Annotated in this window: 19 protein-coding genes and 1 tRNA gene; 11 read left to right on the forward strand and 9 right to left on the reverse strand. The window is 43.4% G+C overall.

The window, feature by feature from the left end:
• Positions 1–67: 67 nt before the first annotated feature.
• From DABAL43B_RS09390 to DABAL43B_RS09420, 7 genes are all read right to left on the reverse strand, one after another.
• Positions 68–1204: a DUF2804 domain-containing protein gene (locus DABAL43B_RS09390; protein ID WP_079692127.1), complete on the reverse strand. Its 1137-nt coding sequence runs from the start codon at positions 1202–1204 to the stop codon at positions 68–70.
• 12 nt (positions 1205–1216) lie between these two features.
• Positions 1217–1654: a hypothetical protein gene (locus tag DABAL43B_RS09395; protein WP_079692128.1), complete on the reverse strand. Its 438-nt coding sequence runs from the start codon at positions 1652–1654 to the stop codon at positions 1217–1219.
• Between the two features lie 67 nt (positions 1655–1721).
• Positions 1722–2954, reverse strand: coding sequence for an iron-sulfur cluster carrier protein ApbC (gene apbC / locus DABAL43B_RS09400; protein WP_079692129.1), 1233 nt, complete (start codon positions 2952–2954; stop codon positions 1722–1724).
• Positions 2955–3177: 223 nt separating this feature from the next.
• Positions 3178–4533: a magnesium transporter gene (gene mgtE / locus DABAL43B_RS09405; protein ID WP_079692130.1), complete on the reverse strand. Its 1356-nt coding sequence runs from the start codon at positions 4531–4533 to the stop codon at positions 3178–3180.
• Between the two features lie 170 nt (positions 4534–4703).
• Entirely contained in the window at positions 4704–5504 is an 801-nt protein-coding gene (locus DABAL43B_RS09410) for a 3-hydroxybutyrate dehydrogenase (protein ID WP_079692131.1), read from the reverse strand.
• Positions 5505–5630: 126 nt separating this feature from the next.
• Complete coding sequence (locus DABAL43B_RS09415; protein ID WP_079692132.1) at positions 5631–6260, reverse strand: CoA transferase subunit B; 630 nt, start codon at positions 6258–6260, stop codon at positions 5631–5633.
• 99 nt (positions 6261–6359) lie between these two features.
• On the reverse strand, positions 6360–7073 hold the full coding sequence (locus DABAL43B_RS09420) for a CoA transferase subunit A (RefSeq protein ID WP_079692133.1): 714 nt from the start codon (positions 7071–7073) through the stop codon (positions 6360–6362).
• Between the two features lie 351 nt (positions 7074–7424).
• Here DABAL43B_RS09420 and DABAL43B_RS09425 point away from each other — a divergent pair, with 351 nt between their 5' ends.
• The 6 genes from DABAL43B_RS09425 to DABAL43B_RS09455 all read left to right on the forward strand — a co-directional run bounded on the left by DABAL43B_RS09425 (position 7425) and on the right by DABAL43B_RS09455 (position 16295).
• Positions 7425–8840 (forward strand): GntP family permease, encoded by a 1416-nt coding sequence (locus tag DABAL43B_RS09425; RefSeq protein WP_079692134.1) that lies wholly within the window; start codon positions 7425–7427, stop codon positions 8838–8840.
• Between the two features lie 305 nt (positions 8841–9145).
• The gene (gene metG / locus DABAL43B_RS09430; protein WP_079692135.1) at positions 9146–11248 is read left to right on the forward strand and encodes a methionine--tRNA ligase; all 2103 of its coding nucleotides are present in this window, start codon (positions 9146–9148) and stop codon (positions 11246–11248) included.
• 607 nt (positions 11249–11855) lie between these two features.
• Positions 11856–12899, forward strand: coding sequence for an ABC transporter substrate-binding protein (locus DABAL43B_RS09440; protein WP_079692137.1), 1044 nt, complete (start codon positions 11856–11858; stop codon positions 12897–12899).
• Positions 12900–13035: 136 nt separating this feature from the next.
• Positions 13036–14061: an ABC transporter substrate-binding protein gene (locus DABAL43B_RS09445; RefSeq protein WP_079692138.1), complete on the forward strand. Its 1026-nt coding sequence runs from the start codon at positions 13036–13038 to the stop codon at positions 14059–14061.
• 455 nt (positions 14062–14516) lie between these two features.
• The gene (locus DABAL43B_RS09450; RefSeq protein WP_079692139.1) at positions 14517–15416 is read left to right on the forward strand and encodes an ABC transporter permease; all 900 of its coding nucleotides are present in this window, start codon (positions 14517–14519) and stop codon (positions 15414–15416) included.
• Between the two features lie 84 nt (positions 15417–15500).
• Complete coding sequence (locus tag DABAL43B_RS09455) at positions 15501–16295, forward strand: ABC transporter ATP-binding protein (protein ID WP_079692140.1); 795 nt, start codon at positions 15501–15503, stop codon at positions 16293–16295.
• 156 nt (positions 16296–16451) lie between these two features.
• On the opposite strand, the gene DABAL43B_RS09460 is transcribed toward DABAL43B_RS09455, so the two are convergent.
• A complete protein-coding gene (locus DABAL43B_RS09460) occupies positions 16452–17066 on the reverse strand; it encodes a response regulator transcription factor (protein ID WP_079692141.1) in 615 nt (204 codons plus the stop codon).
• 3 nt (positions 17067–17069) lie between these two features.
• The gene (locus tag DABAL43B_RS09465) at positions 17070–19217 is read right to left on the reverse strand and encodes a PhnD/SsuA/transferrin family substrate-binding protein (protein WP_079692142.1); all 2148 of its coding nucleotides are present in this window, start codon (positions 19215–19217) and stop codon (positions 17070–17072) included.
• 181 nt (positions 19218–19398) lie between these two features.
• Between DABAL43B_RS09465 and DABAL43B_RS09470 the strand changes: the two genes are divergently transcribed.
• The 5 genes from DABAL43B_RS09470 (at position 19399) to DABAL43B_RS09490 (ending at position 25696) form a co-directional block, all read left to right on the forward strand.
• A complete protein-coding gene (locus tag DABAL43B_RS09470; RefSeq protein WP_079692143.1) occupies positions 19399–20775 on the forward strand; it encodes a cytochrome c in 1377 nt (458 codons plus the stop codon).
• Complete coding sequence (locus DABAL43B_RS09475; protein WP_079692144.1) at positions 20775–21722, forward strand: c-type cytochrome; 948 nt, start codon at positions 20775–20777, stop codon at positions 21720–21722. The genes DABAL43B_RS09470 and DABAL43B_RS09475 overlap by 1 nt, the downstream gene beginning before the upstream one ends.
• 224 nt (positions 21723–21946) lie before the next feature.
• Entirely contained in the window at positions 21947–24289 is a 2343-nt protein-coding gene (locus DABAL43B_RS09480; protein WP_079692145.1) for an FdhF/YdeP family oxidoreductase, read from the forward strand.
• A gap of 60 nt (positions 24290–24349) precedes the next feature.
• Positions 24350–25408 carry a formate dehydrogenase accessory sulfurtransferase FdhD gene (locus DABAL43B_RS09485; protein WP_079692146.1) on the forward strand — a complete coding sequence of 353 codons (1059 nt, stop codon included), beginning with the start codon at positions 24350–24352 and terminating at the stop codon, positions 25406–25408.
• A 214-nt stretch (positions 25409–25622) separates the two neighbouring features.
• A tRNA-Cys gene (locus DABAL43B_RS09490) sits at positions 25623–25696 on the forward strand.
• Positions 25697–25833 lie beyond the last annotated feature (137 nt).

Consider the following 25833-nt stretch of genomic DNA (forward strand, 5'->3'; position numbering starts at 1 on the left):
GAGTCAGCAGCACTTTAAAACCAATACGCCCAATAACCCACTTATCATCACCCTATATTTTTACAAGCTACCATTTGGCAAAGTGATCTTCAGCCAGCCCCATCACTTTATCTAGATGAATGACTTTATCTCCAATACGTATCTCACCACTGTATTCGCCTAGCCATTGTTCAAAAATACTGGCAACTATGCCAAAGTTATCGGTTTTTTTATAAACACTAATCGGCGTAAAGATTAAGTCGATATCAACATTACTCCAGCCTAGGTTTTGATGATAAATACGCCAAGTCTGCTCAGCTTTGATGCTTGACTCTTCAGCAGATTGATCTTGCTGACTTAATGTTAAATTGACATCTTTACGAGCAAACATCACGGGCGGCAAATAAACTATCTGCCCATCAAGCCAGCAAGCATTTTCACTAGCGCCTGTCTCATTGACGCCCATCGCTAAGTTCAAGGCAAAATGGCGACCATCCGGCAAGTAGCTATTAATACAGCTCCAAAACCAATTGGTTTCATGGCGCATATAGCCTAATGTCCAGTCTAGATTGGCGATAGTGCTATCGGTGAAATCTACTTGTTTAGTGTGAGGTTCTATATTAAATATTGAAGCAGATTTGATTAAGAAATGCCCAGATATCGCCGTAAATGGTTCTTTTTGCGTAAACGTCCAGCCACGTCTGCCAGTGGGTGTGCATACTGCTAATGGCTGAGATTCCCGCTCTAATGTTGCATGAACCTCTATATATTGACTATCTAGCGCCACTTTGATTTTCGAGGGAGTAAAGTCTAATGTTACGGTGAGGTTAGCATGCGCAAACGCCATCTGTCCTTGGTAACAATCACCTTCTAGCTGCGTATGACGAGTCAAAGGCTGTAGCGCTTCACAAACTTCTAACTGCTCAGTGTCGTCATTATAGAGATAAACAAAAGCACTGGTCGCAAGCTTAATCGTCGCAAGTGCCAAACAAACTCGATAAGGTGGCTGGATAATTTGCATAAAGCAGAATTGATTGGCTTTTAGATTTTTGCGCCAATTGGGTAATGACTTTTGCGAAATAAGATGGCTGTGATAGTCAAGATAGTTGATTGCTTTAACTTGTTGGAAGACCCCAAAGGTTGGTTGGCCGCTTTTAATAAGTTGGTCGAGAGCAACGGGGCTTAAATTGGTTGCTAAATGCTGTTCATTTTGATTTTGATTCATGATTGCGGCATCCTAGCCAAATTTCTCTAAAGGGACTATCTGCCCTTGGTAGCTAACGGTGGTATGTACAACTCTTCTTTTCGCTTGTGAAGAAGCAACAAAAAACGCTTCTCTAATAGCTTTAATTTCAATAGCTGTTAATCCATCAGCCAATTCTTCAGTTACATTAGCTACTGCAAAAGCACTCACTCCAAATGAATGCTTAGGAAATTTAAGGAGTAAATCAGTAAGCGCTTGTACTGTTTTAAGAAAATCTGCAACTACCATACGGCGATTACTAAAATTAGCATTGATTTGATGGCGTTTGCTACTATCATCTTTGTAGTAGCAAACGGTAATCAATTGATTGTTTGATAGCTCAATCTCGTATATCGGCGGCCGGAATAATTGTAATACATTATATTTTTTTGGAGTTTCTTTAAGATGCCTTTCATAAGTAGATAAGTTCACAACATTCTCTTTTTATAAATACTAGTGTTTTAAGAGTTAAGACTGGAACATTACAACCGATCATTCATTAAAAAATACGCTTATCGTCGACTGGCTTAGCAAACTTATCAATATTGGCTTCGATATTTTTAGCAATACTCAAATAATATGGCGCAAACTCATCATCAACTAAGACGCTTGGCTCACCTTTATCCACTTGCGCGCGAATACCACTAGCGAGTGGTAGCTGCCCTAACAGTGGCACATGATATTGCTCAGCAATACGCTCGCCACCGCCAACACCAAAAATCGCTTCGGTATGATTACAGTTGCTACAAGTATGTAGCGCCATGTTTTCGACCACGCCAAGTACCGGAATATTGGTTTTATTAAACATCTCGATGCCTTTTTGCGCATCCAATAGCGCAATATGCTGCGGCGTCGTGACAATCACCGCACCGGTCACCGGAATGCGCTGTGCTAATGTTAGCTGAATATCGCCGGTACCTGGCGGCATATCAATCACCAAGTAATCTAACTGTGGCCAGTTGGTTTGATTGTATAGTTGCATCAAAGCACCCGTCGCTTTAGGACCGCGCCACGCGACAGGCGTATTGTCGCCATCAAGTAGGCTACCAATCGATAACATCGCCATGCCATGAGCATTGATAGGAATGAACTGTTCATTCTCTAGCTCAGGCTTTACCTGATCCACGCCTAGCATGGTCGGCATACTAGGGCCGTAAATATCCGCATCGAGCACGCCAACGCGGTTGCCTAGCTTTTGTAATGCTAAGGCAATATTGACCGTGGTGGTTGACTTACCGACGCCGCCTTTACCAGAGGCCACGACGATAATGTGGCGAATATGAGGATGTGGAGGAAGTGATGCTTGGGTAGGAGCCGCCTTAGTAATAGGTGGTTCTGCGTTTGGTGATTTTGTATTAGTGACGGGCTTCGATGTTGCTTTGTTATTATTACTCATTGCATCAATAGTCTTAGGCATCTGCTTAGGCAAAGTTTTAGAATCCCCTTTGGCAGGCGCTGGCAGGCGCACATTCATATGAATGACCTTGATACCGTGCGGATGTAGCAATTGTCCAAGTTCTTGCTGAATAATCTCCGGATCGCTAGCATGCGGCAAGCGCAAATCCAAAGTCAACTGGTCACCGGCGCGCTCAAGCCCCGTTACCATAGTAGCAACACTGGTACTACCAACCTGATAACCTAACAGTACCTTATCAACGGCACTATCAAGCTCAGCTTGCTGCTGCGGAGTCTCGGATTTTGAAGATCCTATTTTTTTTATAAAGTTAAACATAGCTACCTCTATAGATGGTTAAGTCTGGCAAATTCCAATGACGCTTTTTCAAATAATATTTGAACGAAAAAATATATGCCGAAACGATTTAGCTAGACGGTTTTATGTATACAGTGTAGCTCAATGAGAGGTATAAAAAAACCACACTGTCAGTAGGTCTGTGCTTTGTACGATGTGTCTATACTGTGGTATATTTTCGCCGATTTCTATCTTTTAAACGACCTTAACCTATCGCCAAAAACTTTGAGGCAATAAATAGATAAATAAGCACGCCTGCCGCGTCACAAACTGATGTGATCAAAGGCGCACTGGCAGTGGCAGGATCAAAGCCCAGTTTGTTCAATATAAAAGGTAGACTCATACCAATCACACAACCAATCATAACCACGGACATCATACTCATTGCCAGCACTAAAGAGACAACGGCATCGCCACGCACATAACCGATGATTGAGATAGCCACCGCCATCGTAGCCCCGAGCATTAAGGCGACCATTGCTTCACGGCCTAGTAATGAAAACCAATCACGCATGACCACATCGCCAGTTGCCAAAGCACGTACCATCAAGGTCGCCGACTGTGAGCCTGCATTACCACCGCTATCGACTAGCAATGGTAAGAAAAACACCAATACTAGGTTTGCTGCTATTACATCTTCAAATTTTGCAATGCTCAGCCCTGAAAGTAAGTTGCCAAATACTAAAAATACCAGCCAAAATACCCGCTTACGATATAAAACTCGAATACTGACATCTTTTAGACGACCTACCATCGTAGAGACACCGCCTGACTTATGAAAGTCATCGGTCGCCTCATCACTCGCCACATCCATCGCATCATCATGCGTGACAATACCGACCAAAGCACCACTTGCATCGGTAATAGGCAAGGAGATTAAGTCATAGCGGGCGACGGTCTTAGCAACGTCCTCTTGATGATCATTCACATCACAAGATATGACGGAGCTGAGCATAATGTCCTGAATTATCTGCTCTGGTGATGCTAAAATCAGTACTCTTAATGACACCACACCGAGCAGCTTACGGTCATCGTCAATCACATAGGTATGATAAATGGTTTCAGCGTCGGGCGCTTCTAATCGTAATGCATCTAATGCTTCAGAGACAGTCATCTGAGCACCTAAAGTCGCATAGTCAGAGCTCATCAAGGCACCGGCAGTACGCTCTTCATAGGCAGATAAGCGTCGGATATCTTCGCGCTTTGCTTGTGCTAATGCCGGTAACAAGGCATCTCGTTGATCTTGGCTTAGGTGCTTATATAAATCCGTACGCTCATCAGAAGGCATCTCACCTACTAGCTTCGCTAAGATAGCTCGAGGGAACACATAGGCCAGTTCAACTTGAATATCCGCGTCTAAATAGGCAAATATCGTAGAACGATTGGGCAGCTGCTCTAACAATTGCCAAGCAAGTCTAGGCTCAATAAGTGCTATCACATCAGCGATATCAATAGGACGTAACGTTTGAACTTCTTTAATCGCTTGCTCAAAATGCTGTTGCTCGATAGCACGGCTTAGTTTCGCTGCAAAACCCAACGCAAAATCTTTATTATTTATCATTTTATCCCTTGCGCCCAAATCGATGCAGCAAGCGCTCATAAAAAAGAGCCAATACAATTGGCTCAAGTTAATATAAAGCTAGATGCTACTGGATTGGTCTTTTTTTATCAAGCTTTGGGCTTTTTTAGCAAGCTAATGACTATTAAGCCAAAAAATACCAATCGAAACGATTAATTCATAAACCATCCATGGCTAGCAACGATAGATTGTCCAGTAAAGACATTTGTTGGAAAAGCCGCTAAAAATAAGGCTAATTGGGCAATATCATCGACAGTGGTAAATTCTTTATCGACCGTATTAACCAGCATAATATCCTTGACGACCGACTCTTCACTGATGCCTTTTTCGGCCGCTTGTTGCGGAATTTGCTTTTCGACCAAAGGCGTTTTGACGAAACCTGGACATATCACATGTGAGCGTACATTGTGCTCAGCGCCTTCTTTCGCCAATACACGGCACAGTCCAAGCAGACCATGTTTTGCCGTGACGTAAGGCGCCTTAAACATTGATGCTTCATGCGAGTGCACAGAACCCATATAGATGACCGTACCGCCTTTATCATCTTTATACATATGCTGTACGGCGGCTTTGGTGGTTAAAAATGCCCCATCCAAATGAATAGCGAGCATTTTTTTCCAATCTTCAAACGCCATTTTATTAATCGGATCGATAATCTGAATACCGGCATTGGAGACGAGAATATCAATACTACCAAAGGTATCGACCAGCTGTTGCACTCCGTGGTTGACGGCACTCTCGGAAGTCACGTCCATAGCAATCGCGAGGGCGCGTCCGCCCGTAGCTTCGATAGCATCAACCGTTTTCTGGGCAGCTTCAAGATTGATATCTGCAATACCCACCGCTGCCCCTGCTTTGGCATAAGTTTCAGCAATATCACGTCCGATACCACTTGCGGCGCCAGTGACTAAAGCTACTTTGCCTGTCAAATCCTGTTGTAATTGGGTCGCCATATATTGTCCTTAATAATGGGTAATGATGTGTAGTAATGAATTGAAGCTATAAATAAGCCCCTAAAATATAGTGGCTCTTAAACAACGCATTAAGCAGCCTTTCTAACATCCGATATAACATCAAAACTATTGGGCAATATTCACTGGTGTTTTTTCTTGTAGCTCTTCAAAGCTAACACCTTCTGCTAGCTCAACCAGTTTCAATCCATTCTCCGTCACATCAAGTACAGCAAGCTCAGTGATAATACGATCGACCACCCCTTTACCCGTCAATGGCAGCTCGCAATTGGCTAGAATTTTTGGTTCACCGTGTTTATTAACTTGCTCCATCAATACAATGACGCGCTGCACGCCTGCAACTAAGTCCATCGCGCCGCCCATACCTTTGACCATCTTTTTGGGAATCATCCAGTTCGCCAAATCACCATGCTCTGAGACTTCCATCGCGCCCAATATCGCAAGGTTAACATGCCCGCCACGAATCATCGCAAACGACTCTGAACTACTGAAATAACTGGCACCTGATTCTGCGGTCACGGTTTGCTTGCCAGCGTTAATCAAATCGGCATCTACGTTTTCTGCCGTTGGAAACTCGCCAATACCTAACAAGCCGTTTTCTGACTGTAGCCAAACATCTACGTCTTCAGGTATATAGTTGGCCACTAAAGTGGGTAGACCGATGCCTAAATTTACATAATAGCCATCTTGTAGCTCTTGTGCGGCACGCTGTGCCATCTGCTCTCTTGTCCATGCCATGGTAACTTCCTTATTCTTTACAATATTCTATTATTATTAATCTAAAAACTTGGTAAATATTTTTATAAATTCTTTGACTAAGTTTTTAAGCTCAAGGGTTTAAGCACCTTCGACTGCTTTAGTCGTGGTTTTTTCGATACGCTTTTCAGGGTTACTATTTAATACGATACGCTGCACAAAAATACCCGGTAGATGAATTTCATCAGGATTGAGCGTGCCCGTCTCTACGATTTCTTCCACTTCAACAATGGTAATCTTGCCAGCCATCGCGCAGTCTGGATTGAAGTTACGCGCGGTTTTATTAAAGATTAAGTTCCCTGCTTTATCGGCTTTTTGCGCTTTGATAAGCGACACATCGGCACGTAATGAATGCTCAAGTACATAAGTACGACCGTCAAAATCGCGCGTTTCTTTGCCTTCAGCGACTTGTGTGCCGACGCCAGTTGCGGTATAGAATGCAGGAATACCTGCACCGCCTGAACGTAACTTTTCAGCCAATGTGCCTTGCGGTGTCAGCTCGACTTCCAACTCGCCTGCCAAGTATTGACGCTCAAACTCTTTATTCTCGCCAACATACGATGAGATCATTTTTTTGATTTGGCGAGTTTGTAATAACAGTCCTAAGCCAAATTCATCGATACCGGCGTTATTACTGATACAGGTCAAATCTTTAACACCGCTATCGCGCAGTGCTTCAATTAATGCTTCAGGAATACCGCACAGACCAAAACCGCCGATAGCGAGAGTTTGTCCATCACTAACGATACCTTTTAACGCCTCTTCGGCACTGCTATATACTTTTGATTGACTCATGCTTATCTCCTTGCAAGTCTCATTTTTATTATTCATAACTGATTTTTGCGTATGTAAACCACTAGACCATTCATCATTTTTGTATTTATATTAATACATTTTCTATCGATATATTATAAAAACAATACCTCTGATAACTTAACATATTATTCTAGCAGCGACTAGAGAATAATATGAAGCTCATATAAGGTAGTGCAGCTTGAGCAATATAGAATAGAATAGATCACTACCCTACTTATCTAGAATTATGTTTGATAAAATACGTTAAATCATCCGTTATGTTTAATTTTATTGACCTATTTCTCTGTGCCCTGCATAATCTCAGGCTTAACTTAGCCAAGGAGGGCGGTCATGTTCAGTACATTTGCTATCGTTATTACTTTGTTATTATTGATGTTCTTTGCTTATCGCGGCTATTCCGTGCTGATTTTGGCACCGATTATGGCCGCTTTAGCGGTACTACTTTCAGGTGACTTTCTAAGCACTATTCCCGCCTATACCGATGTATTTATGGGCGCATTGAGTGGATTCTTACTCAAATTCTTTCCTATCTTCTTATTGGGTGCACTTTTTGGGCGTTTGATGGCGGACTCTGGCGCAGCAACAGCGATTGCCAATACTGTGGTCGAAAAGCTTGGTGCCAGCAAAGCTATTCTGTCAGTGATTCTAGTTTGTGGCATTTTGACCTATGGCGGCGTGTCGTTATTTGTCGTGGCATTTGCCATTTATCCAATCGCCAAAGACTTGTTTAAAGCCGCAGATATTCCTAAGCGCTTGATTCCAGCAGCGATTGCGCTAGGTTCATTCACCTTTACTATGACGGCATTACCAGGCACACCCGCTATTCAGAATGCCATTCCGATTCCTTATTACAATACCAACGTATTTGCCGCGCCTATTTTGGGTATCATCGGCGGTACTATCATGTTTATCTGTGGTTGGTTATGGTTGCAGTCACGAGCCCGCAAAGCCAATGCAGCAGGTGAAGGTTACGGTCAGCATGATGATAGTGATGTGGGCGCTATTGGTGGAACTACAACGGACACTAATTTGCTCAGTACGCATCATACGTCATTTACCGTTGCTATGATTCCATTGGTCTTGGTTATCGGTCTAAACGCTTTATTGACTTACTTCATCTTCCCATCGATGGACTTTAGTGGCTTACAGACCCAGTTCCCAGACTTGAATATCGCAGGCTCACTCGGGCTGTGGTCGATTATTATCTCATTGGTTGTAGCTTGTGTGGTGCTAATCGTCATGCGTATCGGTCATTGGACAAATCTGCAAAAAACCATCAACCGTGGTACTTATGATTCGATGTTGCCAATCTTTAATACGGCATCTGAAGTAGGCTATGGTGCAGTGATTGCCTCATTGGCAGGCTTCCTCATCATTCGTGATAGTATTTTAAATCTTACTCCTGGTAATCCATTGATTTCAGAAGCCGTCGCTATGACCACGCTGGCTGGTATTACTGGTTCATCGTCTGGTGGTTTGAGTATTGCGCTATCAACATTGGGTGAAGATTATCTAAGAATGGCAGTCGCCGCTGGTATTGATCCAGAGCTGATGCACCGAGTCGCTGTGATGGCAGCGGGTGGTTTAGATACCTTGCCACACAGTGGCGCAGTCATTACCTTACTGGCGATTTGTGGTCTGACGCATAAACAATCCTATTTGAACGTGGCAATGGTCACCATGGTTATTCCACTGATTGCCGTAGCAGTAGTCATTACTTTAGGTACGCTGTTTGGGTCATTCTAATTTGCTTAAATGAATCCATAATGAGTAGCTATAAATCATTAGATTTCATGATTATCACTTAATACTAAAAACCCACTGAGCAATTACTTGGTGGGTTTTTTATGGCGGTTCGATCATGGTTAACTATAGACAGTATGACTATCGACGTCTCATAAAAGAATGACACTTCTATAGGTCGTGTAGAGTTAATTACCGTATTAATTACTGAGGAATATCACAAATTTAGCCGAATTACGGTATCATAGGCACACTTTTTTAATTTCTATTGATAATCAATCCGTTCATATAAAAATATAGGTGATTTTGTGCGTGAGATTCTAGTAACCAGTGCCCTGCCCTACGCCAATGGTGACATCCATTTGGGGCATCTTGTAGAGTATATCCAAACTGATATTTGGGTGCGAGCGATGAAGGCGCAAGGTCATCAGGTCACTTATGTTTGCGCTGATGACGCTCATGGTACGGCCATCATGCTCAAAGCCGAAGACAATGGCATCACTCCAGAGCAGCAAATTGCCAATGTGCAAGCCGCACATGAGGCTGATTTCGCTAAATTTTTAATTAATTTTGATAATTATCACTCAACCCATTCTGCAGAAAACAAAGAATGCTCTGAGCTGATTTATCGTCGCCTTAGAGACGCTGGGCATATCTCTACCCGCGACGTCGAGCAACTATTTGATCCTGAAAAACAACTGTTTTTAGCCGATCGTTTTGTCAAAGGCACTTGCCCTGAATGTGATTCGCCAGACCAATATGGTGATAACTGTGAAGTATGTGGTACTACCTATGATGCAACAGACCTGAAAGACCCGCATTCAACGTTATCAAATGCCACGCCTGTGCTTAAAACCTCTAAGCATTATTTCTTTGACTTGCCTGAGTTTGAGCAATTCTTAAAAGATTGGACGCGTAGTGACAATCGCCTGCAAGTGTCGGTCGCCAACAAACTACAAGAATGGTTTGACGCTGGACTGACCAGTTGGGATATCTCGCGCGATGCACCCTACTTTGGCTTTCAGATTCCAGATACCCCAAGCGATGAGCCAGACAAATATTTCTATGTCTGGCTTGATGCGCCTGTCGGTTACATGGCAAGCTTTAAGAACTTGTGTGATAAGCGTGCTGGTACCGAAAACGAATTGGACTTTGACCGTTACTGGATGCAAGAAAACGAGCATAAAACTGAGGTTTATCACTTCATTGGTAAAGATATCGTTTATTTTCATGCGCTATTTTGGCCAGCAATGCTTGCCGGTAGTGAGTTCCGTACGCCAACCGGTGTCTTTGCTCACGGTTTCTTAATGGTTAATGGCGAAAAAATGAGTAAGTCACGCGGCACTTTTATTAAGGCTGACACTTACGCTGAGCATCTACATCCTGAATATCTGCGTTATTATTTTGCCAGCAAGTTGTCTGACAAAGTTGAAGATATCAACCTTGATCTAGAAGACTTTATGCAAAAGGTCAATTCTGACTTAGTCGGTAAAGTGGTCAATATTGCCAGTCGCAGCGCTGGGTTTTTGGTCAAAAAATACGACGGCATGCTCACAGAGGTTTGTGCAGAGCCGCGGTTGTTAGAAGATATCACCAAAACCGGTGACGAGATTGCCGCCGCTTATGAAAACCGCGAGTTTTCACGCGCCATGCGCTTAATCATGCAATGTGCGGACAAAGCGAATGAGTATATCGACGAGAAAAAACCATGGTCACTTGCTAAGCAAGAAGGCTCAGAGCAAGAAGTTCAAGACGTCTGCTCGGTGGCGATTAATATCTTCCGTCAATTAATGGTATATCTTGCGCCCGTATTGCCTGAGCTGACCGCCAATGCCAAAGAATTTTTAAACATTGATGACTTAAGTTTTGCCAGTCGTAATGAGTGGTTACTTGGTCATAAAATCAGTAAATTCAAACCGCTGATGCAGCGTATTGAAGAAAAAGACATAGCAGCAATGGTTGAGGACTCAAAAGCATCATTAGGCATAACGGCGACACCAACCGCTGCTCAAGACGCAAAACCAGTGGCTAAAAACACTCAGCCAGCAGCGAAAGATACTGATGCAAGTGCAGAGCAAGCCGATTACATTGGTATTGAAGACTTTGCCAAAGTTGAAATGAAAGTGGCTCATGTCATAGCATGTAACTATGTCGAAGGTGCTGATAAGCTACTGCAATTTACCTTAGATGTAGGTGAAGGTCAGCCGCGCAATGTCTTTAGCGGTATTCGTAAATTTTATGAGCCTGAGCAATTGCTTGATAAAAAGGTGATTTGCGTGACCAATCTTGCGCCGCGTAAGATGAAGTTTGGTATCTCAGAAGGCATGGTGTTATCGACAGGCAATCCAAAAACTCAGCTAACAGTCGTTACACTACCTGATAACTGTGTTATCGGTGATGTACTGGCCTAAATAGCATTGTTATTACTGATGCATTGAATAATGGAGAATAACAATGGTATTGCTAAGACTGTTGGCAGATATTCTCCTTTATTTAACCTTTGGCTTACTTGTTTATTGGTTTTTTAGCAACGATATAACCGCTCTATGGATTGCTATTAGCAGCGGTATTATTAGCGCCTTATTATTCATATATACGGCGGATATAAATCGCTCACGACGTTACCGTCATTCAGAGCCTTCGCATATATGGGATTGGTTTGACTTTATTGATATAGTCGAGATTCCATTGCGCTTGCTTTGGTGGTTATTTAGCAATATATGGCGTATTTTTGATTAATAACCAAACAACAAACTTAACCATAAAAAAGATGTCCTAGGTGGCATCTTTTTTATGGTTAAAATAAATGAGAAATCATTTAATAAAACACTCAACACACTCCTTATTAATACTCGTGACGAATACGCTTCAATTTCTTATTGCCATAAGTTACATTACTGTCATAATATGAACGTAATGATCTATGGATTGATCACTTTGATGTTAGCCCGTTATCTCAGTATACGCATAGCATTGACTCGGGTAACCTGCATTTTCTAACCTACGAGCCAGAATAAAATGACCTTTACTACCCTACGCCTCAGCCTATTTGGCGCTGCTATTAGCGCCGCGCTTGGATTATCAGGCTGCTCTAACTCTACCGACACTGCCACCACAACTGACAGTGCTGTCACTACAGAAAAACCCGCTAAAACGTTGGCTATCACTCAGATTGTTGAGCATCCATCGCTCGATGATATGCGTCGCGGTATCATTGATGAGCTGGCAGATAATGGTTACATCGAAGGTCAAAATCTAAAAGTTAACTTTCAAAGCGCTCAAGGCAATACCGCCACTGCCGGTCAGATTGCTAAGCAATTCGTTGGTGATAATCCCGATGCAATTGTGGCTATCTCTACCCCATCAGCACAGTCTATCGTTGCCGCAACTACGACGATACCGATTGTGTATACCGCTGTTTCAGACCCACTTGGTGCCAAACTTATTACGGCAGACGGCAAACCCTTTCAAAGTAATTTGACAGGACTTTCAAGCCAATTACCTTTAGAGCCGCAGTTAGATTTATTACAGAAAATTAAGCCAGATTTGAAAACTATCGGTTATGTTTACAGTCCTGGTGAAGCCAACTCTGTATCGCTACGTGATGAGCTTAAAAAAGCATTACCAGCAAGAAATCTAGCGTTATTAGATATTCCGGCCAACCGCCCAACCGATATCGGGATGGCAACGCGCAGCTTACAAGGGCGCGCCGATATCATTTATACTTCATTTGATAATAATGTCGCCTCAGCTTTTGAAGCGATGACCCAAGCGGCCAATGAGATTCGCCTTCCAATCGTTGCCTCTGATGAATTCAGCGTCCAACGCGGTGCAACTGCAGCGCTTGGCGTCAATGACTATGATTTTGGACGTGTCACTGGCAAGATGGTTTACCGGATTTTAAATGGTGAAGCGGTCAATACCATTAAGCCTGAAGTGATGAACGATTTAACCTTGTATATCAGCCCTAAACATGCCAAAGCGCAAGGTGTGAGCTTACCAGCTGATATGCTCAAAAACGGCATTAATGTTGATGAAAAAGCAAAAACTGCCAGCAAATAATCGCTGTTAGAATTGTAGTAATGAACAGATAATAGATAACTTATAACAAGCACTGTTTATAACCGCTGTAAGCACTACCCTTTATTTATCTTTTATATAATGTACGGACACATTATTATTTTCAGGAGTAAGACCCATGTTGTATCAAAATCGTTTTGCTAAAGCTCTATTATTGGGCGGTGTTTGTACCGCAATTTTGACAGGTTGTAACCAGCCAGCAAAAGATGCTGGCACTGATGACACTGCGACTAGTGGCGATGCCAAAACTGCGATGAAAACGGTTGCGATTACCGCTATCGTTGAACATCCAGCCCTCGATGACGTGCGTAAAGGCGTTATCGATGAGCTAAACGATGCTGGCTTTAAAGATGGCGAGAACTTAAAAGTCAACTTCCAAAGCGCGCAGGGTAATACCGCGACGGCGGGTCAGATTGCAAAACAATTCGTCGCAGACAATTCAGACGTTATCATCGCTATTGGTACACCATCAGCCCAGTCAGTAGCTGCTGCGACCAGCAGTATTCCTTTAGTATTTTCAGCGGTCACCGATCCTGTTGAAGCTAAACTGGTGTCAAAACTCGATGGCTCTGGTACCAATGTCACTGGTGGTTCTGATGCACTTCCTTATGAGCCACAGATTGAGTTGATGCGCCAAATCATTCCTAGTTTAAAAAACGTCGGTTACGTTTATAGCCCAGGTGAAGTCAACTCAACGATTATCCTAAAAAATCTAAAAGAGAAACTAGCGCCACTTGGTATCAAGGTACACGAAGCCCCTGCTCAGCGCAGTACTGATATCGCTATGGCAGCGCGTAGCCTTGAAGGTAGGGTTGATATGATCTATACCTCAACGGATAACAATGTCGTATCAGCCTACGAGTCACTGTACCAAGTCGCTAAAGAAAGTAAAATCCCATTAATTGCTTCTGATACCAGCTCAGTTGAGCGCGGTGCGATTGCAGCATTAGGCGTTAACTATTATGATCTTGGCCGTGAAACTGGCAAAATCGTCGTACGTATCTTAAATGGTGAAAAAGCAGGTGCAATCCCAGTATATACGCCGCAGGTTCTTGACTTATATGTCAGTCCAAAACATGCTAAAGAGCAAGGTATAACTTTACCGCAAGCTGTTATCGATAAAGCTAAAGAAGTGGTAGAATAGCGCTTTTTAACAATTACAGAATAAAATAGACGGCTATAGAGCACGCTTAATTAACCATTCTAATTGAAAAGTTCATGGGTACTAATTGCTGGTCGTTAGTTTTATCGTAATACTATTAATTACAACCTGTTCAACACAAATAACCCAGCTATCGCTCAATCAGCTGGGCTTATTTTTTGGTATTTATATTTTAAGTACTTAAAACTTAAGTGACTGGAGTAACTGGCAACGATTTAAAATGATCGTTTTAGACTCAAACTTTCAATAAAAATCACTTATAATGCCCACTAATTGTCATATGTTTTTGCAATACTTTTGGTCTACCCTAACCGCAGATTGTTTAATCTGTTAAATTCACCGCTTAGACGTTACGCTAATAGATAATTCTGGTATTTATATTTATATATATCCGTAGCCTATTCGCTAAACGCTTGGTTATGACTTATTGATCTCCTATGTCCTTAATTGCTTTTTTTGGTGCGCTTGAAAGTGGTCTGATTTATGGTCTCGTGGCACTTGGCGTCCTGATCTCATTTCGCACCCTCGATTTTCCTGACTTAACAGCCGACGGTAGTTTTCCGTTGGGCGGCGCAGTTGCTGGCATCTCTATCGTTGCTGGTGTTAATCCTTGGCTTGCTTGCGCCTTTGGGATGCTTGCAGGTTCTGTTGCCGGTATCGTCACCGCTTGGCTACACGTCAAGCTGGGTATCTTACAGCTGCTTGCCAGTATTTTGGTGATGGTGGCGCTATATTCTGTCAACCTACGTATTATGGGCGCGCCAAACTTGCCATTATTAGGTGAGAAAACTGTGTTTAGCTCACTGGTTACTGATGGCAATGGTTATTGGATGCGCTGTTTGATTATTGGCCTGGTAGTGATACTTGCTAAGCTGTTGTTAGATTGGTTTTATAATACTGAAACAGGTCTCTCTATGCGCGCGACTGGTTCAAACCTACGCATGGCGCAGGCACAAGGTATCAATACCTCGTGGATGACCATCATCGGCATGGCAATCTCTAACGGGCTGATTGCTTTGGCAGGAGCACTATTTGTCCAAACCCAAGGCGGTGCGGATATTTCTATCGGTATCGGTACGATCGTTATTGGTCTAGCAGCCGTCATCATCGGTGAGACTATCATTCCAGCCAGACGTATTTGGCTTATAACCATTGCCGTTATCCTTGGTGCAATACTGTATAAGCTCTTTATCCAAGTCGCTTTATCGAGCGATACCTTACGTAGTATTGGCTTTGGCCCGCAAGATTTGAACTTGATCACTGCTCTGTTAGTAGTATTTGCTTTAGTGTTACCAAAAGCCAAAACCAAGTTTTTAAGCCGTAAATTACGTGCTTAAGATTAATGAATACAAACAGCAATAAGATTAGCAATAAAAATTATTTGGCTCGCCAAGTTTGAATAAGCGTAAGGAATAACAATTATGATGCAAGCCAAAGATTTACGGTTGACCTTTAATCCGGGAACACCCATTGAAAACCCTGCCCTACGCGGCATCAATTTAAACATTGCCGATGGCGAGTTTGTGACAGTTATCGGTACTAATGGCGCGGGCAAATCAACCTTTTTAAATGCGGTCAGCGGCACCACACGCGTGGATAGTGGTTCGATACTACTCAATGGCATTGATGTCACCAAAAAAACCGCGCATCAGCGTGCCAATTGGGTAGCACGGGTATTTCAAGACCCGATGGCAGGAACCTGTGAAGCGTTAACGATCGAAGAGAATATGGCGCTCGCCTATAAACGCGGTGGTAAACGTGGTCTAAGCTTTGCCCTAAACCCGAATAATCGTGAGCTGTTCCGTGAAAAGCTTGCTGTCCTAAAATTAGGATTAGAGAATCGCCTAACTGACCGTATGGGACTGTTATCCGGTGGTCAACGTCAAGCAGTCAGCTTACTGATGGCATCGCTGCAACCGTCTAAGATTTTATTATTAGACGAGCATACGGCTGCCCTTGACCCTAAAACGGCGGCTTTTGTATTAGAGCTAACCGATAAAATCGTGACGGATAATAAGCTGACAACGATGATGGTCACTCATTCTATGCAACAAGCCTTGGCGCATGGCACAAGAACAGTGATGCTACATCAAGGTGAAGTAGTACTCGATGTCGCAGGGGATAAGCGTCAAGGTATGACCGTTCATGATTTACTCGATATGTTTGAGCAAACTCGCGGTGAAAAAGTTGATGATGATAGTTTGATTCTAAGTTAATTAACTTATGCTAAATGCTGCGAAAAAACCCTAAAACCTAGCTTCATTAAAGACAAAAACGCCTGCTTGATAGCAGGCGTTTTTATGGAAAAGGATAAAGTTTAAGAATAATAAGCTATGTCTCAAAACTTCATCTCAAAGACTTCATCTTAAAGCTTAAGAGTCTAGCATAACCAACTTTTGAATCAACTCACTGACATGCTGTGATTCCATCTTTTTCATCACTTGCGAGCGATGGACTTCAACCGTTCGTACAGACACATCTAAATGATCAGCGATGATTTTATTAAGATTACCTTGCATCAGCTCATTGGCGACCTGCCTTTCTTTATCGGTCAGCTGCGTGTAAAGTGTACGAATATAGTAGAGCTTGGCACGTTTGATGGTCAAGGTCTGAGCACGATTAATAGCTTCTTGCAGACGGCGGCTACCGATCGGTTTTTCTAAATAATCCGCAGCGCCTTTTTTGAGCATAGCGACTGCATCGGCAATCTCGCCATTACCGGTCAAGGCAATCAATGCGATCGGGCTATCGTGTTTATTGAGGTACACTTGTAATTCCTGACCGCTCATATCGGGTAGCATCAAATCACTCACCACTACTGCTGGATCGTAGATATCTACTTGCTGCAAAAACGTTAAGGCACTATCCCAAACTTGGGTAGGGAAACCTAAACTACTAATCAAAAACTCACACGAATGGCGCACACTTTCCTCATCATCAATAATATGAATGACTAGTTGCGCGCTTGGCACCTCAAAAGAAGTCATACGCTACCTTATGACCAAAGATAATGGTAAATAAAAGGACACTTGCGCGCCCAACTCATGGGTTAGTGGATAGCTACTTTCTGTTTGAATCAGATGAGCTTTATTATAAACGGACTGCTTTAGGCGGTGTTGATAATGACTATCTATCGCCTGTATATTAGCAAGCTCATGCCGTGCGTTAACATTGGCAATCTCCATTGTGCCATCGAGCGACTTGCATAGACGCTGGCATATCATCAAGCCCAACCCTAAGCCATCTTCTTTTGTCGAACGAGGGCTATACTGCTGATTTGCATAACGGTGCGGTTTATCCTTTAGCTCATTCTTCATAAGTTGTGCATCATTAAAGCCACCAGCATCATCGGTGACATGTAGTGTTAGCCAGCGCTCACCCCTATATTCTTTCACCTCACAACGCAGCATAATATGTGTTGCCTGCTGCTGCTGGGCATTAAGCACACTGTTAATCAGCAGTTGATCTAATAATAAGCTTGGCAGGCGTAATTGCTGGTAGTCACTTGCGAACCAAAAAGTAATTCCTACTGCTTTTTCGCCCAGCAGCAACATACACTGCTCATAAGTCGCTGCAATATCAACGCTAACTTCAGTCGGCTGAGAGCGACCCGCCCAGTGTCGAATGTTACTGATTACGTCAGCGGCACGCTCCGTCTCATTTACAATCTGTTGTAGGGCATTTTCTACCGTTTCTTTCTCTGTTGTCTGTTTATCCATTCTATTATCTTGGCTACGAATCAATAAACCTTGGGCATAGTTCTGAATGGTGGCAAGCGGCTGATTAATTTCATGGGCAATCGCCCCACTCATCTCACCAATGACCGCAAAACGTTCAGACTGCCGTAATTGCTGGTCATAATCACGAATGAGACGGTTTTGAGCGAGTATTTGTTGCCGACGACGCCATGCCAGCCAACTCATCCAGCCATAGTTAATCGTTGATATTACTATAATAAAAACGATAACACTCATCCACCATCGATGTGATTTTATCCAGTCTACAATATGTACCGCTAACTGTTTTTGGGCAGGATGTTGCTGCATCTCATACAATATACGCTCAGCATCACTGTTTGATTCAGGTGCTAGCCAGCGCAACTCTGCGTTATTATGCATAGTAGTAACATCAATATTATTAATGTCAGTATTAGTACTGCCATTGCCATTGCTGCTTTGCGCTCCTGCAGCGAATAAATACTGATTAATCTGCTCCGTTAACGCTATTGGCGCTTGACTGGTTGCGGCTAGTGTCCAATTGGGATAAATCTTGGTTGAAGACTGGCAATTAGAGTCTGTTGCGACTGGGTTGAGAGGTCGATACTGTGATTGATCAATTTTCCCTTGTCCTGCCATCTCTTCCATTAAGCATAGCGGCGCTATCGCCGCATCTACCGCACCACTGGCCAGCGTACTTAGCGTAAGCTCAATCGGATAGCCGACAAACTGGGTCTCATAATCGCTAGGCCGCACCCCATTTTGTTGTAATAAATGCGCGACCAGTAAATAGCCAGCAAAGGCATCCCTATCAACGGCGACTATTTTACGCTCCTTCAAGTCTCGCAATTGTTCAATATCACTATCAGCTTTTACCCACAAGACACTGGCAATCTGCTCCATCGCACTAGGCTGATTTATTACCTTATCAGCGATAGCTTCCTTAGCTAGCGCAAGCTCGTTTTGCAGTTGCCTATATAGCTTGTATTGCTCATCAGTTTTAAAGTCAGCTTGTTTAACATCAGACATTTTAAATTCATTTGAGTTTACCGTTTGCGTATTCGCTTGCAAGGTCGCAAGCCAGCGCCAGCCCATCGTATCCATTTTAATAAATTGTACTTGCGGCCCTAAAACAAAGGCAAACTGCTGCGCCTCTATTTGTTGTTGCCAGTTCTCTAGCGCTAGTGGCACTAGCACGACAATGTCATCTGATAACTGAGTATTAAGGGTATCAAGCCACGGCTGCCATCGCTGCTGAGCGACAGACTCTCCTTGCGGCGCAAGCACACCCAGATAATAGGTTTGTGCGTTTGCTTGACTATGAAAGAGCAAAGCCAGTATTGCAATCATCATCACGACAGCAGATATCACTTGCAGTATAAAGGACCATAAAACTTGCTGCTTAGCACACTGCATTTGCATTACTTATAAAACCTTAAAATAAATGTGGTTTTCCACAATATGCCTATGTTACGGCTTATCTTATACTATATAGCAAGATTGTATCTTTTAATTAGCTAAGCTTAATCAAGTAGCCTTTTATCTGATTATCTGAAGTGCTAATAATAAGATCAGTAACTATTTCATTACGGAGGGCGTGCTTGTGAAAAAGTGGCCATTAATTATACTTATTGCCGCAGTTATCGGACTGGCAGTCGCCTTTATTATTGGGCAACTACTGCCGAATATGCGAACGACCAACAGTGACCTTAAGGTCAATATTACTGACCCTGCCTTAATTAAGCAGGGCGCCTATGTTGCACGTACCGCTGACTGTGTCGCTTGTCATACTACCCTTGGTGGTGAAGATTATGCCGGTGGCTTGCCTATGCTGACCCCGCTTGGTGCGATTTATTCAACCAATATCACGCCAGACAAAGAAACAGGTATTGGTAATTATACCTTTAATGACTTCAAAAATGCCGTCAAGCACGGCGTCCGTAGTGACAATAGCGCCCTATATCCTGCTATGCCCTACCCGTCTTACCAAATCATGCCTGACGACGATATAGCAGCGATGTATGCCTTCTTTATGTCAGATGTCAAAGCGGTGAATGAGCCCAATATGAAAAGTGAGCTACCACCGATCGCAAACTGGCGCTGGCCGCTGGCTTATTGGCAAGTATTGTTTGACCGTAAACGCGACTTTGTCCCTGAGACTGATGACGCTGTTTTAGCACGTGGGCAATACCTAATTGAAGGCCCTGGTCATTGCGGCTCTTGTCATACTGGCCGTGGTATTGGCTTCCAAGAAATCGCCTTAACCAATGCGGATTCTGAAGAATATTTAAGCGGTGCGGTCATTGATGGCTGGCGCGCAAAAAGCATCCGTGGTGAGCATCGTGGTTTAGGTACTTGGACGGTCTCTGAGCTCAATGATTTCTTTAAAACCGGTCGTACTGATACCACTGCTGCCTTTGGCGCGATGGCAGAAGTGGTCGAGCACAGCACCCAATATATGACTGACGCTGACTTGAATGCCATGTCATCGTATCTAAAAACACTGACACCTGCACCTAATAAAGAAGTGACGCTGCCAGTGAAAAAAGATATTACGACGCAAAAATTATTAGATGGTAACTATGACTCACGTGGTGCACTACTCTATGTAGAATATTGTACCGTCTGTCACCGTGCCGATGGTAAAGGGGTTCCGCGTATCTTCCCAGCACTCGATGGCAATAGTGCGGTTTATGCTAAAGAAGCTGACTCTGTGCTACAAATCACCCTAGGTGGTGGTCGTATGCCTGAGACGCCGCATGACCGTATGGCTTTTACCATGCCTGAGTTTACCAATCTAGCCGATGCTGATATCGCCGAAGTGGTCAACTATGTGCGTAATAGCTGGACCAATCAAGCCCCTGAAATTACCGTCAATGATGTGGTAAAAATGCGAGCATTCCTCGCCAAAAAGCCAAAAACAGGCACTGATATTGCCCCAGACCTAAGTCTCGATGCTGCTGCAAAAGGAGCGAAATAATGAATAAATTACCACACAACTTGTCCAATATTGCTGGCGTTGCCCCTCGCAGATTTTCTATAGCGGTGCTTACTGCCGCTGTGCTTGCTGTCAGTATCGGTGGCTGCTCACAGCCAGAACCTACCGAGCGTAATCCAGTCGAATATAAGCTGGTCACCACTGACGATGCCAACGAAGATATCGGCTCTTATGTACTGCCACAAGATACTTCTATTGCCGATGAACCTAATGCTGAACGTATCATGTACGGCAAACGCTTATTGAACGAAACCAAACGTCTATTACCTGATAATGTCGGCGCTGAGATGAACTGTAACAGCTGCCACATAGCTCAAGGTAAAATCCCACTTGGCGACCCATATATCAACAGTCATAACTTCTACCCACGAGTGATGCCACGGGCTGGTGTAGAGATTGATTTAACCAAACGCGTCAATGGTTGCTTCCAGCGCTCTATGAATGGTAAACCTCTAAAACCCGAATCAGATGAAATGCTGGCAATTTTGGCGTATATGGAATGGTTATCACAAAAGACGCCTAAAGCCCAAAAAGTTAATATTGATAACGCTGGTAAAGTTGATGAATCCTTGATACCCGACCCTGTCCATGGCGAAAAGATTTACGCCGCTCAGTGCGCCACTTGTCACGGTGATAATGGCGAAGGTATCAAAGACAGTCGCGGTGATATCGTCTTCCCACCATTATGGGGTGATGAATCCTTTAATATTGGTGCAGGTATGGCACGTACTTATAAGGCTGCCGCCTTTGTAAAATACAATATGCCAATGGGCATCCAAACCAAAGGTTTATGGGGTCACGGTAACGTCTTAAGTGATCAGGACGCTATCGATGTGGCTGAGTTCTTTACCCATCAACCGCGCCCTGACTTTGCTAAAAAAGATGGCGATTGGCCAACAGTGCCAAGACCAAAAGATGCTCGCTATTAGATTTTATTTATAATGCAGTCAATTATTCTAATAATGCTGTCCACACAAAACCTCAAATGCATGATTTGCTTTGAGGTTTTTTGTTATTTATAGGTAATGATAGTAAAAGTTTTATGCAAGCCATTATATAGTAGTCCTTAATAGCTCTTAATATAGACCCTTTTAAGATAGCTGCTTTTAATAGATTAGCTGTTATTTATCGCCATTCGCCTATGAGGTTTGTTATGCGCAAGATTCCTGTTTATGTTCACCCTGCTGCCGGTTGGCCTGCTCTGATTTCGTCTACTCGTAAGCTGATGGACTACAAGGCTTTTTTGCGTGGCAGCATCAGTGTGTTACATAGCAATCAGCCGAAAGGTGGCTTTGATTGTCCGGGCTGCGCATGGCCCGATCATAAAAGCCATAAAGCCATTGATGTTTGTGAAAACGGCATCAAAGTCATTGCCAGCGAAACCATGTCTACGCGGGCAGATGCTGCCTTCTTTGCCAAGCATACCGTAACAGCACTACAAGGCTGGTCAGGCTATGAGCTTGAGCATAGTGGACGCTTATCAGAACCCTTATACTATGATGCGGCACAAGACCGTTACCTAGCGATTTCTTGGCAAGCGGCTTATGAGATTATCGCTGAACAACTGCAACAGCTTGGTTCGCCAGACGAAGCACTTTTTTATACCTCAGGACGCGTGACCAATGAGCCGGCATTTATGTTTCAACTATTTGTGCGCTGTTTTGGTACTAATAATTTACCCGATTGCTCTAATATGTGTCACGAGCCAACCTCAGTGATGCTCGGTAAGCAGTTAGGGGTTGGTAAAGCTACGGTAGTGCTGGAGGATTTTGCACAGGCTAAGCTGATTATGCTGTTCGGGCAAAACCCTGCCACTAACCATCCTCGTATGCTTGAGATGCTCGCCCACGCTCATAAACAAGGCTGCCGCATTATTTCTATTAATCCAATGCGCGAACAGGGTCTAAGCAAGTTTAGGAATCCGCAAAAACCAACCCATATGGCAGCAGGACAAAGCGATGAGATGGTCGATGAAGTCATTCAAATTCAAATTGGTGGTGATGTCGCGCTATTAACAGGTTTGGCTAAATGGCTCACCAAAAACGATAGAATCAATAGCGATTTTATCAAAAACCAGACTTCAGGGTATGATGCTTTAGACACTTGGCTACGTCAGCAGTCTTGGACGGATGTCGAACGCGGCTGCGGCATTAGTAAAGTAGAAATTATTAATCTTGCAAAACTGGTAGCTGATAGTCCAGCGACGATTTGTACCTGGGGTATGGGCATCACCCAGCACGTTCAGGGCGAGGATAATGTCGCCATGATTACTAATTTGTTGCTGCTGATGGGTATGATTGGCATTGATGGTGCAGGTGCGTCGCCAGTTCGTGGACACTCTAATGTGCAGGGCGATCGCACTATGGGTATCCATGAGCGCCCCAAACAAAGCCTACTTGATAATCTTGAGCGCGTTTTTAAGCATCCTATGCCGCAAGAGCATGGTCTTGATGTCATTGCAGGGGCAAAGGCTCTGATGCAAGGGACGATTAAAGCCTTTATCAGTATGGGCGGCAATTATGCGGTTGCAGCACCGGATAAGAGTGCGATTCAAAACGCACTAACCCATACCCAACTCAATGTTTTTGTGGCAACCAAACTGAATGAAACCATGTTATACCCGGGTAAAAACAATCTAATCCTGCCCTGCCTAGGTAGAACCGAACGCTTAATGACCGTGAAGGGTGAGCAATTTGCGACGATTGAGGATTCGATGTGCCAGGTTGTGCCTACTCAAGGTCGCCTTGAGCCAATCAGTGAGACGCTAAAATCCGAAGCGCAAATCGTCGCAGATATGGCGACTCACGTCCTCGGGTCTGAATCATCCATTCCTTGGCAAGCGATGAGTACTGATTTCGATATCGTCCGGGATTATATTGCTGAAGCCATTGACGGTTTTGAGAATTTTAATCAGCGTATTCGTGCCGCTGAGCGCGGCTTCCATTTGTATCATCCTGCGCGTCATCGCGTGTGGAATACTGACAGTGGTAAAGCGCAGTTTGAAGTACCGCAATATCCGATTACTTATGTTGCCGCACAAATGGCGCAGACAACGTCAACCTATCAGCATCATATCAAAGACAGTAAAAATTCTAATAATAATCAAAACCCTGAGCAAAAAGTGTGGCAACTGACCAGTGTCCGTAGCCATGACCAATTTAACACCATGATATTTGGCTTCCAAGATCGCTACCGGCAAACAGATCGTCGTGATGTTCTGTTTATGCATCCGGATGAGATGAGCCGTTTGGGTTGGCAACAAGGCGATCAAGTGCTGGTTTCGCGTCAAGACAGTAAAGATCAGCAACGTACATTAGGACCTTTGATACTCACTGAAATGGATATCGCAGCTAATGCTGTTGCGACCTATTATCCTGAATGTAACGACCTTATCGATTTAGATAGCTATGCGCCAGACTCGAGAACGCCTGCCTATAAATCTGTTACCGTCGTATTAGAGCGTATTCATCAAGGCAGTATAGCAAGCTCTGCTTAAGATATATTTACAGACAAGAATCATTATTTTATTGATAACAAAGGATAATAAGCACTCATAATGGCCAAAAAAAACAACTTAGCTTCAGAAGATACCTCTGTAGACAACTCTGTAAATAATGCGCCTGAGGCTTTAGTGGATGCGCAGACAGTGCCACTATCACGTCTACATTTGGCGCAAAAACATAGTTATTCACCAGATACTGATTCAAATAGCCCTTCTAAAACTGAGCAGATTCATATTGATGATAAGTCAGCGATGTTGGCAGTTGAGGCAGCGGTTGCGATTGTTATTAATGGTATTCATTATGCGATACTGATGGCCAGCCCCTATCAGCTTGAATACCTTGCCATCGGTTTTTTATATAGTGAAGGTTTGATTCAGCATAGCCATGAGCTATTAGATTGGAATGTGAGCCAATTGACAGACGCTGAAAGTTATCAAGATTCTTTCATTCAAAACTCTTTTACCGAAGCATTTTTTACTCACAATGTAACCGATGAGCCAATGAGCTTAAATCGGCTCTCAGAGCAGCTACAAGACTATGATGTCTATATGGTGGAATTGGTATTAAACCAGCGCTGTCATCAGCGTATTCAAGCACAAAGGCGCCAGCTCGCAGGGCGCACAGGATGTGGCATGTGCGGTATAACAGGACTGACGCAAGCGCTGCCCGATTTAAGTAGCTATATGAAAAATGAGCGACATAAGAAACAACCTCTCACAGTAACGATGCCTAGTCTCGATAGTTTGCTTGCAATACGCGCACAAGTAAATGCTGCACAACATACTCATCAATTGACAGGCGCTGTCCATGCTGCTGCAACCATGTATGAGCAGCAGTTATATTTATTTGAAGATGTGGGACGCCATAATGCACTCGATAAACTTATCGGCTGGCAATTGCGTCATAAAGCAGATGTTGTCTGTGTGGTGATGACTTCACGACTGTCTATCGAACTGATACAAAAATCCATTCGTAGCCATATATCTTGGCTAATTGGCATGTCCGCACCGACCAGTACAGCGGTACGTGTCGCTGAGCGTTATCGATTGGGGCTGGCTGGTTTTTTACGTGATGACCGCGTCACTTATTATACAGGTCATACAGACTTTTAAGACATCACACCCTTTGTCACTTTCACCTTCGATTAAACTGCTTATTTTAATTTTACATTACTAAAAAGTTCAGCAATGACTCCATCTGAGTCATAAATGGTCTGAATAACCGTTAAGATAGGGTTAAATTATGACAACTTAGTAAATAAGCAGCTTTTAATTAAAAAAGGACTTGTAATTTAAATTATTTTTGTTAATATAGGCATCCTTGATTGGCTGGGTGGCAGAGTGGTCATGCAGCGGACTGCAACTCCGTTAACGCCGGTTCGATTCCGACCTCAGCCTCCAATTATTTAGTTAAAAAATTTATTAGTATTACGTTAATTTTAGCTTGCTTTATCAACGTAAATGCTTATAATAGCGACCACTATCTAACAAGTAAAATGCTTATTTATTAGCGCTTACTTAGCAGATAATACAAGTTT

This window comes from Psychrobacter sp. DAB_AL43B (assembly GCF_900168255.1).
Taxonomy (GTDB): domain Bacteria; phylum Pseudomonadota; class Gammaproteobacteria; order Pseudomonadales; family Moraxellaceae; genus Psychrobacter.

Bases quoted from the DNA above. Each gene is read 5' to 3' on its own strand.
- DABAL43B_RS09390 (WP_079692127.1), bottom strand. From the start codon at position 1,204: ATGAATCAAAATCAAAATGAACAGCATTTAGCAACCAATTTAAGCCCC.
- apbC (WP_079692129.1), bottom strand. From the start codon at position 2,954: ATGTTTAACTTTATAAAAAAAATAGGATCTTCAAAATCCGAGACTCCG.
- mgtE (WP_079692130.1), bottom strand. From the start codon at position 4,533: ATGATAAATAATAAAGATTTTGCGTTGGGTTTTGCAGCGAAACTAAGC.
- DABAL43B_RS09410 (WP_079692131.1), bottom strand. From the start codon at position 5,504: ATGGCGACCCAATTACAACAGGATTTGACAGGCAAAGTAGCTTTAGTC.
- DABAL43B_RS09415 (WP_079692132.1), bottom strand. From the start codon at position 6,260: ATGGCATGGACAAGAGAGCAGATGGCACAGCGTGCCGCACAAGAGCTA.
- DABAL43B_RS09420 (WP_079692133.1), bottom strand. From the start codon at position 7,073: ATGAGTCAATCAAAAGTATATAGCAGTGCCGAAGAGGCGTTAAAAGGT.
- DABAL43B_RS09425 (WP_079692134.1), top strand. From the start codon at position 7,425: ATGTTCAGTACATTTGCTATCGTTATTACTTTGTTATTATTGATGTTC.
- DABAL43B_RS09440 (WP_079692137.1), top strand. From the start codon at position 11,856: ATGACCTTTACTACCCTACGCCTCAGCCTATTTGGCGCTGCTATTAGC.
- DABAL43B_RS09445 (WP_079692138.1), top strand. From the start codon at position 13,036: ATGTTGTATCAAAATCGTTTTGCTAAAGCTCTATTATTGGGCGGTGTT.
- DABAL43B_RS09450 (WP_079692139.1), top strand. From the start codon at position 14,517: ATGTCCTTAATTGCTTTTTTTGGTGCGCTTGAAAGTGGTCTGATTTAT.
- DABAL43B_RS09455 (WP_079692140.1), top strand. From the start codon at position 15,501: ATGATGCAAGCCAAAGATTTACGGTTGACCTTTAATCCGGGAACACCC.
- DABAL43B_RS09460 (WP_079692141.1), bottom strand. From the start codon at position 17,066: ATGACTTCTTTTGAGGTGCCAAGCGCGCAACTAGTCATTCATATTATT.
- DABAL43B_RS09465 (WP_079692142.1), bottom strand. From the start codon at position 19,217: ATGCAAATGCAGTGTGCTAAGCAGCAAGTTTTATGGTCCTTTATACTG.
- DABAL43B_RS09475 (WP_079692144.1), top strand. From the start codon at position 20,775: ATGAATAAATTACCACACAACTTGTCCAATATTGCTGGCGTTGCCCCT.
- DABAL43B_RS09480 (WP_079692145.1), top strand. From the start codon at position 21,947: ATGCGCAAGATTCCTGTTTATGTTCACCCTGCTGCCGGTTGGCCTGCT.
- DABAL43B_RS09485 (WP_079692146.1), top strand. From the start codon at position 24,350: ATGGCCAAAAAAAACAACTTAGCTTCAGAAGATACCTCTGTAGACAAC.